13 protein-coding genes are annotated in these 15,878 nt (G+C 40.3%); 9 read left to right on the top strand and 4 right to left on the bottom strand.

Translation table 11 applies throughout. The annotated features are described in order from the left end of the window. Window positions 1-4 precede the first annotated feature (4 nt). The 5 genes from MTF68_RS01540 (at window position 5) to MTF68_RS01520 (ending at window position 5,511) form a co-directional block, all read left to right on the top strand. On the top strand, window positions 5-1,996 hold the full coding sequence (locus tag MTF68_RS01540) for an acetyl/propionyl/methylcrotonyl-CoA carboxylase subunit alpha (RefSeq protein WP_248461438.1): 1,992 nt from the start codon (window positions 5-7) through the stop codon (window positions 1,994-1,996). Then, a complete protein-coding gene (locus tag MTF68_RS01535; RefSeq protein ID WP_248461437.1) occupies window positions 1,996-2,898 on the top strand; it encodes a hydroxymethylglutaryl-CoA lyase in 903 nt (300 codons plus the stop codon). The genes MTF68_RS01540 and MTF68_RS01535 overlap by 1 nt, the downstream gene beginning before the upstream one ends. Before the next feature lie 45 nt (window positions 2,899-2,943). Next, entirely contained in the window at window positions 2,944-3,642 is a 699-nt protein-coding gene (locus MTF68_RS01530; protein WP_004587895.1) for a CoA transferase subunit A, read from the top strand. Between the two features lie 15 nt (window positions 3,643-3,657). After that, complete coding sequence (locus tag MTF68_RS01525; RefSeq protein ID WP_004587894.1) at window positions 3,658-4,314, top strand: 3-oxoacid CoA-transferase subunit B; 657 nt, start codon at window positions 3,658-3,660, stop codon at window positions 4,312-4,314. A gap of 315 nt (window positions 4,315-4,629) precedes the next feature. Next, on the top strand, window positions 4,630-5,511 hold the full coding sequence (locus tag MTF68_RS01520) for a LysR family transcriptional regulator (protein ID WP_004587893.1): 882 nt from the start codon (window positions 4,630-4,632) through the stop codon (window positions 5,509-5,511). Between the two features lie 989 nt (window positions 5,512-6,500). Here the strand turns inward: MTF68_RS01520 and MTF68_RS01515 are convergent. Together MTF68_RS01515 and msrA are read right to left on the bottom strand one after the other, a co-directional pair. Beyond that, window positions 6,501-7,256 carry a transporter substrate-binding domain-containing protein gene (locus tag MTF68_RS01515; protein WP_248461435.1) on the bottom strand — a complete coding sequence of 252 codons (756 nt, stop codon included), beginning with the start codon at window positions 7,254-7,256 and terminating at the stop codon, window positions 6,501-6,503. A 116-nt stretch (window positions 7,257-7,372) separates the two neighbouring features. Then, window positions 7,373-8,662 carry a peptide-methionine (S)-S-oxide reductase MsrA gene (gene msrA / locus MTF68_RS01510; RefSeq protein WP_248461434.1) on the bottom strand — a complete coding sequence of 430 codons (1,290 nt, stop codon included), beginning with the start codon at window positions 8,660-8,662 and terminating at the stop codon, window positions 7,373-7,375. A gap of 196 nt (window positions 8,663-8,858) precedes the next feature. Between msrA and pxpB the strand changes: the two genes are divergently transcribed. From pxpB to MTF68_RS01490, 4 genes are all read left to right on the top strand, one after another. Beyond that, the gene (gene pxpB, locus MTF68_RS01505; protein ID WP_248461433.1) at window positions 8,859-9,518 is read left to right on the top strand and encodes a 5-oxoprolinase subunit PxpB; all 660 of its coding nucleotides are present in this window, start codon (window positions 8,859-8,861) and stop codon (window positions 9,516-9,518) included. 1 nt (window position 9,519) lies between these two features. After that, on the top strand, window positions 9,520-10,452 hold the full coding sequence (locus MTF68_RS01500; protein ID WP_248461432.1) for a biotin-dependent carboxyltransferase family protein: 933 nt from the start codon (window positions 9,520-9,522) through the stop codon (window positions 10,450-10,452). Window positions 10,453-10,890: 438 nt separating this feature from the next. Then, window positions 10,891-12,564: an asparagine synthase B gene (gene asnB / locus MTF68_RS01495; protein ID WP_064385433.1), complete on the top strand. Its 1,674-nt coding sequence runs from the start codon at window positions 10,891-10,893 to the stop codon at window positions 12,562-12,564. Continuing rightward, the gene (locus MTF68_RS01490; RefSeq protein WP_248461431.1) at window positions 12,548-13,387 is read left to right on the top strand and encodes a PhzF family phenazine biosynthesis protein; all 840 of its coding nucleotides are present in this window, start codon (window positions 12,548-12,550) and stop codon (window positions 13,385-13,387) included. Before asnB ends, MTF68_RS01490 begins: the two co-directional genes overlap by 17 nt. A gap of 4 nt (window positions 13,388-13,391) precedes the next feature. Here the strand turns inward: MTF68_RS01490 and egtD are convergent, their stop codons facing one another. Both egtD and egtB read right to left on the bottom strand, forming a co-directional pair. Further along, window positions 13,392-14,366: an L-histidine N(alpha)-methyltransferase gene (gene egtD / locus MTF68_RS01485; RefSeq protein ID WP_248461430.1), complete on the bottom strand. Its 975-nt coding sequence runs from the start codon at window positions 14,364-14,366 to the stop codon at window positions 13,392-13,394. Further along, entirely contained in the window at window positions 14,363-15,637 is a 1,275-nt protein-coding gene (egtB, locus tag MTF68_RS01480; protein ID WP_248461429.1) for an ergothioneine biosynthesis protein EgtB, read from the bottom strand. The genes egtD and egtB overlap by 4 nt, the downstream gene beginning before the upstream one ends. Window positions 15,638-15,878: the final 241 nt, after the last annotated feature.

Below are 15,878 nucleotides of genomic sequence, written 5' to 3'. Positions count from 1 at the left end.
AATTATGAACACACACACATTAAAAAAGATACTCATTGCCAACCGTGGTGAAATTGCATGCCGTATAATGCGAAGTGCAAAGCAAATGGGCCTAACAACGGTCGCTGTTTACTCTGACGCCGACAAACACGCACAACATGTAAAAATGGCTGATGAGGCCTACCACATTGGCCCTGCACCAAGTAAAGACTCATACCTTGTAACAGATAAAATTTTACAGGTTGCAAAAACAAGCGGTGCCGATTGTATACACCCTGGGTACGGTTTTTTATCTGAAAACAGTGAGTTTGCTAAAGCCTGTGAAGCTAACAACATTGCGTTTATTGGCCCTCTTGCAAGCAGCATAGAAGCCATGGGCTCTAAAACCCGCGCCAAAGAAATTATGGCCGCGGCAAATGTACCATTAGTGCCAGGCTATTACGGTGAAAACCAAGATCTTGCTTTTTTACAATCTGAGGCTGAAAAAATTGGCTACCCCGTGCTCATTAAAGCGGCCTTTGGTGGTGGCGGTAAAGGCATGCGCGTTGTTGAGCAAGCCAAAGACTTTATAAGTGCGCTTGAAGGCGCACAGCGTGAAGCAATTGCGGGCTTTGGTAATGACTTAGTACTGCTTGAGCGCTATGTTAACCAGCCTCGCCATGTTGAAGTACAAGTTTTTGCCGATAACCACGGTAACTGTGTTTATTTAGGGGATCGTGATTGCTCATTACAGCGCCGTCATCAAAAAGTCATTGAAGAAGCCCCAGCGCCTGGTTTGTCTGATGAACTGCGTAAAGAAATGGGTGAAGCCGCAGTACGCTGTGCCCTTGCAATAAACTACAGAGGTGCAGGTACGGTTGAGTTTTTACTGTGTGGCGATGAGTTTTTCTTTATGGAAATGAACACGCGCCTACAAGTAGAGCACCCTGTAACCGAAATGGTAACCGGCGTAGATTTAGTTAATTGGCAAATTAATATTGCCGCTGGGCAAACACTGCCGTTAACGCAATCAGATATACAACTCCAAGGCCACAGCTTTGAAGCGCGTATTTACGCAGAAGATCCAAGTAACGACTTTATTCCCTGCTCGGGCACAATAGAAGCGTTAAGCACACCACTTAACAGTGAGTTTGTACGTATTGATACCGGTATTGCACAAGGCGATGAAATAAGCCCGTTTTACGACCCTATGATTGCAAAACTGATTGTGCATGATGATAACCGAGAGCAAGCATTATCGCGTTTACGCCAAGCACTTGAGCAATTTCACTTAGCGGGTTTTAGCACTAACATTGGCTTTTTACACAACTTAGCTAGCCACCCTACATTTGCTCAAGGTGCGCCAAGCACCCACTTTATTGCCGAGCAAGGCGATGCATTGGTAAGTGTTGATAGCGCCGCGCTTGAAAAAGCACAACTAATTGCAGCCTTTGCCTACCTTGAATCGTTTGGTGCTAAAAAGGCAACTCAGCAAAGCGCAAGCCCGTGGCAACAACTCAGTGGTTTTACGCTTAACGCACCCCAAAAAGTGGATGTACCATTTACAGACTTAGCTATAAGCGCCGTTAAAACTAAAACGGGTTATGTTGTAACGCATAATGATAAGTCGTTCGATATAGCAGGCTCTGTAAACCAAAACGTATGTAATGTGTTTATTAATGGGGAAAAATTTACCGCCCATGTTAGCCACTTTGATAACAGCATTAGCGTGATGTTTGCTGCGCTGCAAATTAAGCTTGCCTTAAACACTAAACATTACATTAGCAGCCATGAAAGTGACGCTCTGCCCCTTGCGGCGCCACTTAATGGCACTGTGGTTAAGCATTTAGTTGATGTAGGCAGCACCATTACCAAAGGCGATGCCGTAGTGATTATTGAAGCCATGAAAATGGAATACACGCTCAACGCACCGCACGATGGTATTTTACAAAGCTACTGCTTTGATGAAGGCGAATTAGTTTCGCACGGCGCTTTATTAGCAATTGTAGAAGACACCACGGCGCAGGAGGCATCGTGATGGCTGCTTTCCCAACTAAAGTTAAAATTGTTGAAGTAGGCGCGCGTGATGGCCTACAAAACGAAAAATCAGTCATTGCAGCTGATAAAATTTCATTAATAAATGCACTCAGTGACGCGGGCTTAAAAAATATTGAAGCCGGTGCTTTTGTATCGCCTAAATGGGTGCCACAAATGGCCGATTCAGCCGAGGTGATAACAGCGCTTAATTTACTCCATGTAAATTTAAGTGCGCTTACACCCAACTTAAAAGGCGCCCAAGCAGCCCATGCCGTTGACATAAAAGAATTTGCCATATTTACCGCGGCAAGCGAATCGTTCTGTCAAAAAAATATAAATTGCAGTATTGATGAGAGTATTGAGCGTTTTAGCGACGTTATGGCATTTGCAAAAGCCAATAACATACGTGTACGCGGTTATGTAAGTTGTGTACTCGGTTGCCCTTATGAGGGAGAAATAGACCCCCATAAAGTACTTAGCGTTTCGCAAAAGCTTTTAGATTTAGGCTGCTACGAAATAAGCCTTGGCGATACCATAGGTGTTGGCACTGCAAATAAAGTTACCCAGCTTTTAACACTTTTGCTTGAACATATTGATAAATCAAAACTGGCAGTGCATTTTCATGATACCTACGGGCAAGCGCTCACAAATATTTACGCAGCGTTAAGCTTAGGTATAGCAACGGTTGATGCCGCTGTTGCAGGCCTTGGCGGCTGCCCTTATGCCAAAGGCGCGTCAGGAAATGTTGCCACCGAAGATGTGGTTTACTTACTCAATGGGCTTGGCATAGAGCATGGAATTGATTTACAAAGGTTAAGTAGCGCTGGTTGGAAAATTACACAAGCACTTGGCAAAACGCCTGTAAGCAAAGTTTCAATTGCATTAGGCAACACACAAAAATAATAGCTTAACTTGCCAAATGGCAGTTAACACAATGAGGAGAGTCTCATGGCCGGTTTTGATAAAGTGGTTTCTAGTTACGAAGCTGCAATGGCAGGGTTGAAAGACGGCGATACCGTTATTGCTGGCGGCTTTGGCTTATGCGGTATTCCTGAGGGCTTAATTAAACAAATTAAGGCAATGAACACCAAAGAGCTAACCGTGGTTTCTAACAACTGTGGTGTAGATGACTTTGGATTAGGAATTTTACTTAAAGATAAACAAATCAAAAAAGTAATTGCCTCCTATGTGGGCGAAAACGCCTTATTTGAGCAGCAATTACTAAGCGGTGAAATAGATGTAGAGCTTACCCCGCAAGGGACCTTGGCTGAAAAAATGCGTGCTGGTGGCGCGGGTATTCCTGCATTTTATACCGCTACAGGTTACGGTACGCCCGTTGCAGAGGGTAAAGATGTAAAAGAGTTTGACGGTCGCCCTTATATTTTAGAAGAGTCGATCACCGGTGAGTTTGCCATTGTAAAAGCGTGGAAAGCCGACCGATACGGTAATTTAGTATTTAGGCACACTGCCATGAACTTTAACCCAATGGCCGCAACAGCAGGCAAAATTACCGTTGCCGAAGTAGAAGAAATAGTAGAGCCCGGTGAACTTGAGCCAAGCCAAATTCATACCCCAGGCATTTTTGTAAATCGCGTTATTAAAGGCGACTTTGAAAAACGCATTGAACGTGTAACAACACGAGATTAAGCAGGAGCATAGGTTATGGCATTATCACGTGAACAAGTTGCAATGCGCGTTGCACAAGAACTACAAGACGGCTTTTACGTTAATTTGGGCATAGGAATTCCGACACTCGTCGCAAACTATGTACCTGATGGTATTGAAGTTATGTTACAGTCAGAAAATGGGCTTTTAGGTATGGGTCCCTACCCTACAAAAGCCGAGCTAGACGCAGATATGATAAACGCGGGTAAAGAAACCGTGACAGCTGCCACAGGCGCAGCCATATTTAATAGTGCAGATAGTTTTGCCATGATACGGGGTGGTCATGTAGACTTAACCGTTCTGGGTGCATTTGAAGTAGACCAAAGCGGCAACATTGCCTCGTGGATGATCCCCAAAAAGCTGATAAAAGGCATGGGGGGCGCAATGGATTTAGTCGCTGGGGCAAAGAATATTATTGTTACTATGACCCATGCCAGTAAGCATGGTGATTCTAAATTATTAGAGTCGTGCACATTACCGCTAACGGGCGTTAATTGCGTTAAAAAAATAGTAACAGATTTGGCCGTACTTGAAGTTAAAGACGGCGCATTTCATTTACTCGAGCGCGCTCCGGGCGTATCGGTTGATGAAATCATTAGTAAAACAGCAGGTAAATTACTTGTTGACGGTGAAGTACCAGAAATGGTTTTTTAACGCTTTACCATGTACCGACCTCATTCCCAGTGCCAATGGCGCTGAGTTACCCAAAATCCCTCGAAAGAGGGATTTTTTTTGCCTGCCATAAACTTTTTTTCAGTTTTAATACAGTTGTAGTAAATATTATCTATAATACAAATAGCTTTTAATGTAAGCGCTTAGATTATTTGCACTAATTTGTGGATTGTCTGCACCTTTTTTGTGAACTAGTGCTATATTTAAAATTAAACTATTGATATTATTATATTAAATTATTGGTTCGATTATTGCCTATTAAAGGCGTCTTAAATTAATTAAACAATTCTGGAAAACATGCAAACTCCTATTCGAGGCCTCCGCTCTTTTTGCTTTGCAGCAAAAAGCTTAAGTTTTAAACATGCAGCTAAAGAGCTGTACTTAACGCCCTCTGCGGTAAGCCATCAGATAAAACAACTTGAAGAACAACTGGGCATTGAACTCTTTCAACGCCAAACCCGATCCATTAGTTTAACGGCTGCGGGTAAAAACTTTTTTGATGCCATTTCGCCTATTATCTATACGCTTGAAAACACCATCAATGAGTTCAGTCAATTGCAGCAAAATACTAATATAACTATTACGCTGCCTGAATTTTTTGCCAGTGAATTACTTATGCCTAAATTAAGTGAGTGGACATCTGAGCACCCTAATATAAATTTACAAATGGATACGCTCAAAACCCGTAAAGAGCTAACCCGCCACAGTGATTTATCGATTGTTTTATCCTCAAGTAAACCCACTGAGGGCCTTACTACAGAGCTATTTAATCTTGAATATATACCGGCGTGTAACGAAAAACTGTTAAAACAGTGGAAAGACGATCACTGCCAAGCATTAAACCAAGTACCATTAATCCTTCACAAAGCAAGGCCGTGGGCATGGCACCAATGGGCTGAAAAAGCGGGTATAGATGACTTTTCGCCTACGCAAATTATACAAATTGATAGTATGTTTGGGGTCGCTCGTGCAGCGCAACAGGGCATTGGCATTTCACTTATACCGCTGCCTATTAGCCAAAGCTGGTTTGATGAAAAATGGCTTTATAAATTATTTCAACAGCCCCTTACCACCAAAGATAAATACTATTTAGTACAGCATGAAGCTAATTCGCCAAATCCCGCGCTAGATTTATTTGCTAAATGGGTTGTATCTACATTTAGCAACATTCAAGGTTAGTGTTGCCTTAGTAAATGCAATTTACATTTTGGTTTAATAACGGCAATTTTAATGTGTGCAGCACGTAGCAAGTGCCAAAGCTGCACGCATTAAACTGTAAAGCTCCTTCTTTTTTACTTTCCTGAAGCTTAACAACACCGTTTAGTGATTTATTATTAATTAAATATTTTTATTTAATCATTCGTTTTTGCCCTACAAGCTAACCTATAAAAATTTATCATTTAAAATCAATGAAATAACACAACACGTTAGACTAAAGTCTATAGCTTAATTTTTTTCACTTATTGGTTTTATTTTTATCGTTTGTCTGACTTTTACGATTATTTTAAAGTTAATCCATCGCAAGCAAACAGCTAAACGTTTTTACTAATTAGACATTATTTACTGTTTTGCACCAAATAAATGCAACCTTTTTAGATGTGATAGCTCTAACAAGGTAAGAAAAGAATCTTATATTGTGTGTGTAAGATGTTGTCAGTGTGAAAAGGCAGTTCAAGTCAGGTGGTGACTTGGTTTGGACTGTTTTTTATTCCACCAACAGTACGCAGCAATAACTAAATTAGCTACTTTGTAGCAAACCAAATCTTATATTGTGTGTGTAAGATGTTGTCAGTGTGAAAAAGCAGTTCAAGTTAGGTGGTGACTTGGTTTGAACTGTTTTTTATTCCACCAGCAACACGCAGCAATAACGTAATTAGCTACTATGTAGCAAACCAAATCTTATATTGTGTGTGTAAGATGTTGTCAGTGTGAAAAAGCAGTTCAAGTTAGGTGGTGACTTGGTTTGAACTGTTTTTTATTCCACCAGCAACACGCAGCAATAACGTAATTAGCTACTATGTAGCAAACCAAATCTTATATTGTGTGTGTAAGATGTTGTCAGTGTGAAAAGCGGTTCATGTGAGGTGGTGACCTTATATGGGCCGTTTTTGTTTTATAAACACAATTACCTGCCCCACCGTTTTATACCAACTCGCTTAAATTAAGTATTATTCAACTATAAAGTTATGCTTTTGTTTAAGCTCTTCAATGGCATTTTCATTGTCTTTTAAAAATACATTAAACTTTTTAACGAGCTGTGGGTGTTTAATGCTCGATAACATAAACGCTTGGTGATCAACAGGCAACTGATGCTGAAAAAACACAGGGACGGGGGTATCAAAAAACTCTTCTATATTGTATTTAAGTACATCGTGTGAAATATATATACAATCAACTCGCTCTTTATGCAGCAAATAAATCATCTCTATAACGTTATCATTTTCGAGTACTTGCAAGCCTGGCATTGAGGTTAACTTTTCAAGCCCTTGCAATGTAAAGCCACGCACTTTTGCAAGTGATTTACAATCTTCAAGTTTAATTTTGTCCTTTAAGCTCGCTATACCTGTATGTGTAACTAATGAAGGCGCAGAATAATTAATATTTTGTTGATGCTGATTTTTATAACTTACTTGCCAATTAGGGTTGTCGGGGTATTTAAAGTCAACATGGTGATGCTCTATAAATTCTTTATAAAGGCGCGGAATAGGCAAAGTGTAAAATTCAAATTTAATATTTTGTTGTTTTGCAAATAGCTCCAGTAACTCTTTACTAAAACCAAAATAATCACGCTTATTAGTGCCACTACCGTCGTAATAAGGCAGGTATTCTATATTCTCTACCCCTATTACATATTTTTCGGTTGGCTGTGCTAATACAGGGCTTATAGTTATAAGCCCTGATACAAGTGCTAACGTGTTAATCAATTTGATAGTAAAATGCCGTTTATATCGTTTGGATTATTAATTTATATATCATAATCACAGTTAATTAAAGTTTAGATTTATTAAATATAAAAGAGCGAATTAATCGCTCTTATAAATTAGCTTTTGTCACGAGGTATAAACTCTAACACAGTAGCATTAATACAGTATCTATCTGTGCCTCTTGGTCCCTCACCTTTAAATAAATGCCCTAAATGTATACCGGTGCTTTTTGATTTGAGCTCTATTCGAGTCATCCCCCAGCTGGTATCTTTATGCTTAGTAACACTATTTTTAACCGGATGTTTAAACGACAGCCACCCCGTGCCCGAATTAAATCTATCGCGGGTATCAAATAATGGCTCACCACTTAATTTATCAACAAATACGCCATCGGGAGTGTTTTTAAATTCTTTATACTCTTTACAGTAAGGTCTGTCGGTGCGCTCATTAAATGCGACTTCGTAGGCATCACTATCGCCTAGCTTAAAGGCGCCAAGCGCTTTGTAAAATTCAGCGGGGCTTGCATAGCCTTGACGCGCGTACACCTCTTTTCCATTTTCTAAAAACAAAATGGTGGGGGTTGCCCAAGTTGCCGATTTTATAGTTAGGCCATTAAGCTCATCAGCATGGCGAAATGTCAGTGGGATTGAACCTTTGTAATTGTTAGCGACTGTTTTTTTAAATTTTTCACAGTAAGGGCAGTATTCGCGCGAATCAAGTACCACAATCTGCTTGCCCGTGAGTAAAACACTATTGTCTACATCTGCTTTTTTAGTTTTATTAAATACCACACCCGTGGCGTGATCTGGGCAATAGCCATTTGGGTTCTTTTGTAAATAATTTTGATGATACTCCTCAGCAGATACAAACCCCTCAAGCGGTTTTATTACTGTTTTAATTGCCCCATAACCGGCTGCACTTAATAACGGCTGATACTCGGCTTTAACTTGCTCTGCAAGCTGCGCTTGCTCTTTAGTGGTAGTAAGAATAATTGATCGATACTGCGTGCCAATATCATTACCTTGGCGATTCGATTGTGTAGGATCATGGCTTTCAAAGTAATTTTGTAATAGCGCTTTAGAAGAAATAATATTGCTGTTGTACATCACTTGCACTACTTCTGCGTAGTTGTTTTCGTCAAACCGGCGAGATTGGTCGGTGATATTTTTATAGGTTGCTTTAAAGCCGTACCCGTCTGCATACCCCGACTCTGCATCAATAACCCCTTCTAGTGCTTCGTAGCGCTTTTCGGCTCCCCAAAAACAGCCAGAACCTAACACAATGGTTTTTATATGCATTGTGGCCTCTACGTTACTGTGCTCTATTTTTTCGGTTGATAAAGCAAAGCAGCCAGCGCTAAATGTAATAGCGGCGCCTAATAAATAAACTGAGCGAGAATATGTCATAAATACCTCTTAATACCTACGTGTTTTAATTAAGACCCAACATCCCTTGTTTTAATTTCAGTAAATAAATACGTGCTAAATTTGAATACAGTTTGAGTCTGCATTTCTTTTTCGTTTATTTTTCTTATGGCTAGGTACTGAATAAATTGACAAAACTATGTTAGCTTTGCTGCACGTTGTATAAAAAGATTAAATTATGACTGCATTTTTACAGGTATTTACTTTAACAAATAACAGTTTGCTATTAGATGCCACACAGCATAAACAAAACAATGTGTTAGACACTCAAAAAAAAATTTGGGCACTCACTAAGCAGCTAAAGCAAAGTAACGAATTTATTGATTTAGTCCCAGGCATGAACTCTTTAACGCTTTATTTAAAATCGGCAAGTAATTTAGAAAAATGGCAAAACGCCTTGCCTGATTTATGGGACAAAGTACAAGCAACAACATTTAAAGGCACTCACCATAAAATACACACTACTTATGAAGGAGAAGATTTAGATTTTGTTGCCAAACAAACTAATTTAACACCCCAGCAAATTATTCAAATACATAGCCAAGCCACTTACCACGTTTTATTTTTAGGATTTCAGCCCGGGTTTGCCTACCTGCATGGATTAGATTCACGCTTGCATATCCCACGCAGAGACACGCCGCGTACTAAAGTACCTAAAGGTGCCATTGCTTTAGGCGCAGAGCAAACTGCCATTTACCCCGCAGAAACACCTGGCGGTTGGCATATCATTGGCCACACAAACACGCCCCTTTTTGATAGCACACACTCAGATCCTTGCTTATTTAAACCCGGCGACACGCTATCGTTCGTTTCAATAAACACAATGCAAGGAGCATAAAGTGATAAAAGTTCTTAAACCCGGCGTACAACTTACAATTCAAGATGGCGGGCGCTGCGGTTATCGTCATTTAGGTGTAAGCAAAGCGGGTTGTTTAGACCCTTACGCACAAATAATTGCCAATAAATTAGTGGGTAACAAAGATAATGAAGCTGTGCTTGAAGTTACGTTAGGCCTGTGCGAGTTACAGTTTGAAACCGATACTGTTATTGCCCTACAAGGTGCTGATTTAAACGCTGCGCTTGATGAAACGCCATTGTATCCTGGCTGGAGTTACCAAGTAAGAGCCAAACAAACTTTAAGCTTTGATACTGGCCGCGCTGGTTTGCGTGCCTATGTAGCCGTACAAGGTGGTATTGATGTTAAAGATATCATGGGCTCAAAATCCACCGATTTAAACGCGCTCTTTGGTGGTTTAGCAGGTAAAGCACTTAGCGAGGGCGATATTATTCCTATTAAAACATCGCCCGTGCCAATAACGCGTTTTATACAGCGCGGCGCTATTACTCCGCCTAAACTAAAGGTGATTAGGGTACATGCAAGCCCACATGCGCAACTATTAGGTGATTCGCTACTTAAACAGTTTTTTTCAACGGCGTTTAAAGTAAGCCATAACAGCAACAGAATGGGCCTTAGGCTAACAAACGAAAGCCCCCTAACTCATAGTCACTCACTTGCCTCTCTTGGTACAAGCCCGGGCTCTATCCAATTACCGCCCAGTGGTGAGCCTATCGTATTACTTAACGACGCACAAACAACCGGTGGCTACCCATTACTTGGCACGGTAATAGAGGCTGATTTACATCAATTTGCGCAATTTAGACCCGGTGACTCAATTGAATTTAAGCAAGTAACCCATGAGCAAGCTAGCTTAGCAAAACAAAAGCTTAAAGGTCACTTACATCAGCTCAGTTTGGCGCTTAAATACAGTTAACTTTAATGTGAGAAATAAAGCTATTACAAGGAGCTAATAAAAGTACAAGCGGCGCTCTACTTAACTTGCAATAAGTAAGTGTAGATTGGTTAATTAAGCGCATAAAATAAAAACACGCTAACGCAAAAAATTATAATAAGGCAATTTAAGCTCTGCTTTAATTTTCGCACACACTTGGTGCATTTGTGCAGTGTGCTTTTTTGCAAACACTGCACTAAATGCCTTATTAACGCCACTTTACACACCAAAGGGGTTGTAAATATAGCCACGCTTGTGCGTGGCGCACCAATTTGGTGCGCGCACTTTTCAGTTGGTGCATAAATTATTCTTAATTAATTGTAAAAGCAGTGTGACTTGAGTAATTATTTCTGATAAAACAAGGTTTCGCAGCACAGCAAAGTTGCCCTGCTGCACACATAATAGGAATGAGGAGTTACTATGTGTTCAATTTTCGGTGTATTAGATATTAAATCTAACGCCACTCAGTTGCGTACCCAAGCAATTGAAATGTCAAAACTACTAAGGCACCGTGGCCCAGATTGGTCTGGTGTGTATTCATCTGAAAAAGCGATTTTAGTGCATGAACGCTTAGCCATTGTTGGTGTATCAAGCGGCGCACAACCATTATATAACCCTGAAAAAACAAATATTTTAGCGGTTAACGGCGAAATTTATAACCACAAAGAGCTGGCAGCAGAGCTAGAGGTAGATTTTGAATTTCAGACTCAATCAGACTGTGAAGTTATATTAGCGTTATACAAACAAAAAGGGCCTGAGTTTTTAGATGACTTAAATGGTATTTTTGCATTTTGTTTATACGATGAAGAAAACGATGCGTACTTAATTGGCCGCGATCACATTGGTATTATTCCGCTTTATACTGGCCACGATGAGCATGGTAATTTTTATGTTGCCTCAGAGCTTAAAGCGCTTTCACCAATTTGTAAGCACATTGAAGAGTTTCCACCTGGGCACTACCTATACAGCAAAAATGGTGAACTAACGCCTTATTACAAGCGCGATTGGGAAACCTTTGATGCAGTTAAAGATAACAGCGCGCAAGCGCAAGACGTAAAAGAAGCGCTAGAAAGCGCTGTAAAACGCCAGCTAATGTGTGATGTACCGTATGGCGTATTGCTATCGGGCGGTTTAGACTCGTCGGTTATTTCGGCTATTACGCAACGTTTTGCCGCTAAACGTATTGAAGATAACGATGAAAGTGACGCATGGTGGCCTAAGCTACATTCTTTTTCTGTTGGGCTTGAGGGTTCACCTGATTTAGCCGCTGCGCAAAAAGTAGCGGATATGATTGGCACAGTACATCACCCTATTCACTTTACCATTCAAGAAGGTATTGATGCGCTTCGTGAGGTTATTTACCACATTGAGACGTACGATGTAACCACCATCCGTGCTTCAACGCCAATGTATTTAATGGCGCGCCAAATTAAAGCTATGGGTATTAAAATGGTATTATCAGGCGAAGGCGCTGATGAACTATTTGGTGGCTATTTATACTTCCATAAAGCGCCAAACGCACAAGAGTTTCATGAAGAGCTAAACCGTAAAGTGTCAAAGCTGCATATGTTTGACTGTTTACGTGCCAATAAGTCAATGGCTGCATGGGGCGTAGAAGCGCGCGTACCGTTTCTTGATAAAGAGTTTGTTGATGTGGCTATGCGTATCAACCCTGAAGCAAAAATGTGTAAAGATGACAAAATTGAAAAGCACATTTTACGCGAAGGCTTCGATGGCTACCTGCCTGAAGAAGTACTGTGGCGTCAAAAAGAGCAATTCTCAGACGGTGTTGGCTACAGCTGGATAGACACGTTAAAAGAGTTTGTAAACGAGCAAGTAAGCGACCAAGAGCTTGCTAACGCTAAGTTTAAGTACCCTATTAACACGCCTGATTCTAAAGAAGCGTATTACTATCGCTCTATTTTTGAATCACACTTCCCAGGTGATGCATCCGCTAAATGTGTACCACATGGTAAGTCGGTTGCGTGTTCAACCCCTGAAGCACTTGCATGGGATGCATCATTTCAAAATAATGCTGATCCTTCAGGCCGTGCTGCTGGCGTTCACAACGACGCGTATGCAAGCAAAGGCTAAACGCACCCTTTTATCGCAACGTAGGCTACAACAGCCTAGGTTGCGATATATAAAGCACCTTTATTCAGTTCCTGTATTTTCTAGTTCACAACATAACTTAGCCGGTTCAAGTGCGTTAATTGTTATTTATACGCAAGGGTTAAGTACGCGTGTAATGCAAAAAATTGCATCAAATTCGCAGCACCCTGCTAGCGTTTTTTTAAATGAAAATGAAATTTCTCACCGTGTATGTAACATTCGCTGGTTTAACCAAACATCAGAAATTAAGCGCTGCGGCCATGGCACCCTTGCTGCTGCAAAATGTTTATTAGCACACTTTGGTTTTTGCCCTTCACACTTTATTTCAAACGATAAAGAACGGTTTAAAATCAAGCTAGCTACAGGCCGGGTACAGCTTCAACTAGCGGCTATTAATTTAAAAAAGAGTGATGAGGTTAACAGCCTTAGTGATGTGTTTTCGCACTCTATAAAAGCAACTTACTCAACAGCTTATAAAAATGGCTATACCGTTGTACTGTTTAAAAACATAGCTGATTTGAAGCATTTAGAGGTTAATTTTACACATTTAGTAAATGTGCATAACAATGCGGTAATTGCATTGCAAATACATAGTATTAATAAAAACAGCGCAAGTGCGTATTTTAGGTATTTTGCGCCGCAATTTGGGGTAAATGAAGATACTGCTACAGGCTCTGCCGTGTCGGTTATTGCGCCACTTATTTTTAGACTATATGGTTTAAATAAAGTAACCCTTTTGCAGCAATCACCAAAAGGGGCGCTGCTAAACTATACGTTTAGCAGCAATCAGGTAGTTGTAAGTTAAGCTATTACATTGGCCTTAGTAGGCAAAGTGCAAAGTAGCTTTTCTCGTCTTGCCATGTTTGTTCAAGCGATAAATTAGCTTGAGCAGCAAGATTTTTAAACGACTCAAGCGTATATTTGTGCGAGTTTTCAGTGTGAATGCTCTCTCCCGCTACAAAGTCTATTTGCTTATCGTTAATGACCACGCTTTGATCACACTTGCTCACTAAATGCATTTCAATGCGGCTGTGCACTTCGTTAAATCGCGATTCGTGTTTAAAATTATCTAAAATAAACGTGCTATTTAATTCGTTATTTATACGCTGGAGCAAGTTTTTATTAAAGGCGGCGGTAATGCCGGCTTTGTCATCGTAAGCATCAAGTAACACTTGTCGCTCTTTTACTAAATCAATACCTATTAATACATAGCCATCAACACCGCATAAACGGTGAAAATTATTCATTATTTCAATGGCTTTTACTGGCGCAAAGTTACCCAGTGTAGAGCCTGGAAAATAAACTAAATTTGTTTGGCTGTCTAAGGCGGTGTCTTTTGTTAACTGCTTAACCATTTGGCTATGGGTAAAATCACCTAGCAATGGTGTAATGGCCAGCTCCGGAAATAACGGTGATAAATGCGCTAACGAGTAATTAAGCATCTCTGATGATATTTCAAAAGGAACAAAGGTTTTTACATTGCTCATATGGGCAAGTAAATACGCGACCTTTTTACCCGAGCCACAGCCAGGCTCAATAATTGATAGGTTCTCGGGCAGTCTATTAGCGATTGCTTTTGAGTAATCTTCTAATATGGCAAGTTCAGTGCGGGTAACATAGTACTCTTGCAATGAGGTTATTTGCTCGAATAAAGCCGCCCCTTTATCATCGTAAAAATACTTACACGGCAGCGACTTTTGCTGTTGAGCAAGTCCATGTAATACATCATTTAAAAAGTTTAGATCGGTGATTGATTGCTGATTAATTGCTGTTACTTGGCTCATAGTATGTCCTTTGCTAGTCTAATGCCGCTGCACATCCACGCTTGGTGCGGATAAAAAAAGTTACGGTAGGTCTGTCTTAAATGATCTTTTGGGGTAAACACGCATCCGCCACGCAAAACCATTTGGTTATTCATAAATTTACCATTGTATTCCCCTGCGGCTCCGCAAAAAGGTTTAAAGCCTGGGTAAGGTAAATAGGCGCTATTAGTCCACTGCCAGCATGTATCGCTTAACTGCGAGATAACATCTGGGTTTTTACATACACTTGGCGTAAGCAAATCATTTTGCTGTTGCTTAAGTGCTTGCTGCTGCGCTACATACTCCCATTCAAACTCAGTAGGTAGGCGCGCATTCACAAAGTTAGCATAGGCTGCCGCTTCAAAATAACTTACATGGCTCACTGGCGCATCTAAACTTAAAGGCTGCAGTCCGTAGAGAGTAAATTCAAACCACTGCCCGTCAATATACTGCCAGTATAAAGGGTGACTAAGTTGCTCGGTGTTTATATTAGCCCAGCCATCACTTAACCAAAATGAAGGGTTTTTATACCCGCCCGCCTCTATAAATTGTAAGTACTCTCTATTAGTCACTAATCGATTAGCAAAACTAAACGCATGGATAAGGGCTTGATGTTTAGGTTGTTCGTTATCGTACGAAAAGCCGTTTTTATCATCAGCCCCTATATTGGTTATGCTTTGGCTAAATTCGGTATATTTTAAAGTGCCTAACGAATCACTCACCTTTATTAAGTCATTTGGAGTTTTGCTGTAGGCAGGAAAGCTTGGATTAACCGAAAAATTATATTTAATATCCATTAGCATGAGCTCTTGATGTTGCTGCTCATGATTCAGCCCAAGTTCTATAATATTGCACAGCGTTTGGTTAGTGCCTAATTGAAGCAGCTCGTTTAGCGCATTATCAACATAGGCTCTGTAGCGCAACACCACCTCTAAACTTGGCCGAGATAAACATCCTCTATTAGCGCGCTTAAACTGCTCACCTATGCCATTATAGTAGGAGTTAAAAAGCACTTTAAATTGTTCATCAAAGAGCGTGTAGTTAGGCAGATACTTAGCAAGTAAAAATGTTTCAAAAAACCACGTGGTGTGAGCTAAGTGCCATTTCATTGGGCTTGCATCATCCATTGCTTGTAGTTGGCAATCTTCTGCGCTGAGGTTTTTTATAAGTGTGAGACTATGTTGGCGAATTGACTGAAATTGAGCGTGTATTTTTTCAGTACTGTGCGCTTCATTCGTTTTCGTGTTTAGCATATTAAAGTTAGTCCTTTTCACTCTTTGCGATTAAATAAAGCCTACCCCAGATTTTACCTTTATGCATGTTACATAATGATTAAATCGAACCCTCTACCCATTTAAAACGTAGACTAATGTATTAACGACTTAACGAGTTTGGTGGCGCTGCTTTAATTTTAGTTTAATAACAAACTAATTTTTAACACTCACTGAATTAACAATAGCTTATCTTTTTAGTGATAAATAGCTTTTAGCGCTA

The organism is Pseudoalteromonas sp. 2CM37A (assembly GCF_023161885.1).
Lineage (GTDB): Bacteria > Pseudomonadota > Gammaproteobacteria > Enterobacterales > Alteromonadaceae > Pseudoalteromonas > Pseudoalteromonas atlantica.
This window is presented reverse-complemented; position numbering and strand designations above follow the sequence as displayed.

Excerpts from the sequence above, each read along its gene's own strand:
- pxpB (WP_248461433.1), top strand. The coding sequence starts at position 8,859 with ATGACTGCATTTTTACAGGTATTTACTTTAACAAATAACAGTTTGCTA.
- egtD (WP_248461430.1), bottom strand. The coding sequence starts at position 14,366 with ATGAGCCAAGTAACAGCAATTAATCAGCAATCAATCACCGATCTAAAC.
- MTF68_RS01520 (WP_004587893.1), top strand. The coding sequence starts at position 4,630 with ATGCAAACTCCTATTCGAGGCCTCCGCTCTTTTTGCTTTGCAGCAAAA.
- msrA (WP_248461434.1), bottom strand. The coding sequence starts at position 8,662 with ATGACATATTCTCGCTCAGTTTATTTATTAGGCGCCGCTATTACATTT.
- MTF68_RS01490 (WP_248461431.1), top strand. The coding sequence starts at position 12,548 with ATGCAAGCAAAGGCTAAACGCACCCTTTTATCGCAACGTAGGCTACAA.
- MTF68_RS01530 (WP_004587895.1), top strand. The coding sequence starts at position 2,944 with ATGGCCGGTTTTGATAAAGTGGTTTCTAGTTACGAAGCTGCAATGGCA.
- asnB (WP_064385433.1), top strand. The coding sequence starts at position 10,891 with ATGTGTTCAATTTTCGGTGTATTAGATATTAAATCTAACGCCACTCAG.
- MTF68_RS01540 (WP_248461438.1), top strand. The coding sequence starts at position 5 with ATGAACACACACACATTAAAAAAGATACTCATTGCCAACCGTGGTGAA.
- egtB (WP_248461429.1), bottom strand. The coding sequence starts at position 15,637 with ATGCTAAACACGAAAACGAATGAAGCGCACAGTACTGAAAAAATACAC.
- MTF68_RS01525 (WP_004587894.1), top strand. The coding sequence starts at position 3,658 with ATGGCATTATCACGTGAACAAGTTGCAATGCGCGTTGCACAAGAACTA.
- MTF68_RS01535 (WP_248461437.1), top strand. The coding sequence starts at position 1,996 with ATGGCTGCTTTCCCAACTAAAGTTAAAATTGTTGAAGTAGGCGCGCGT.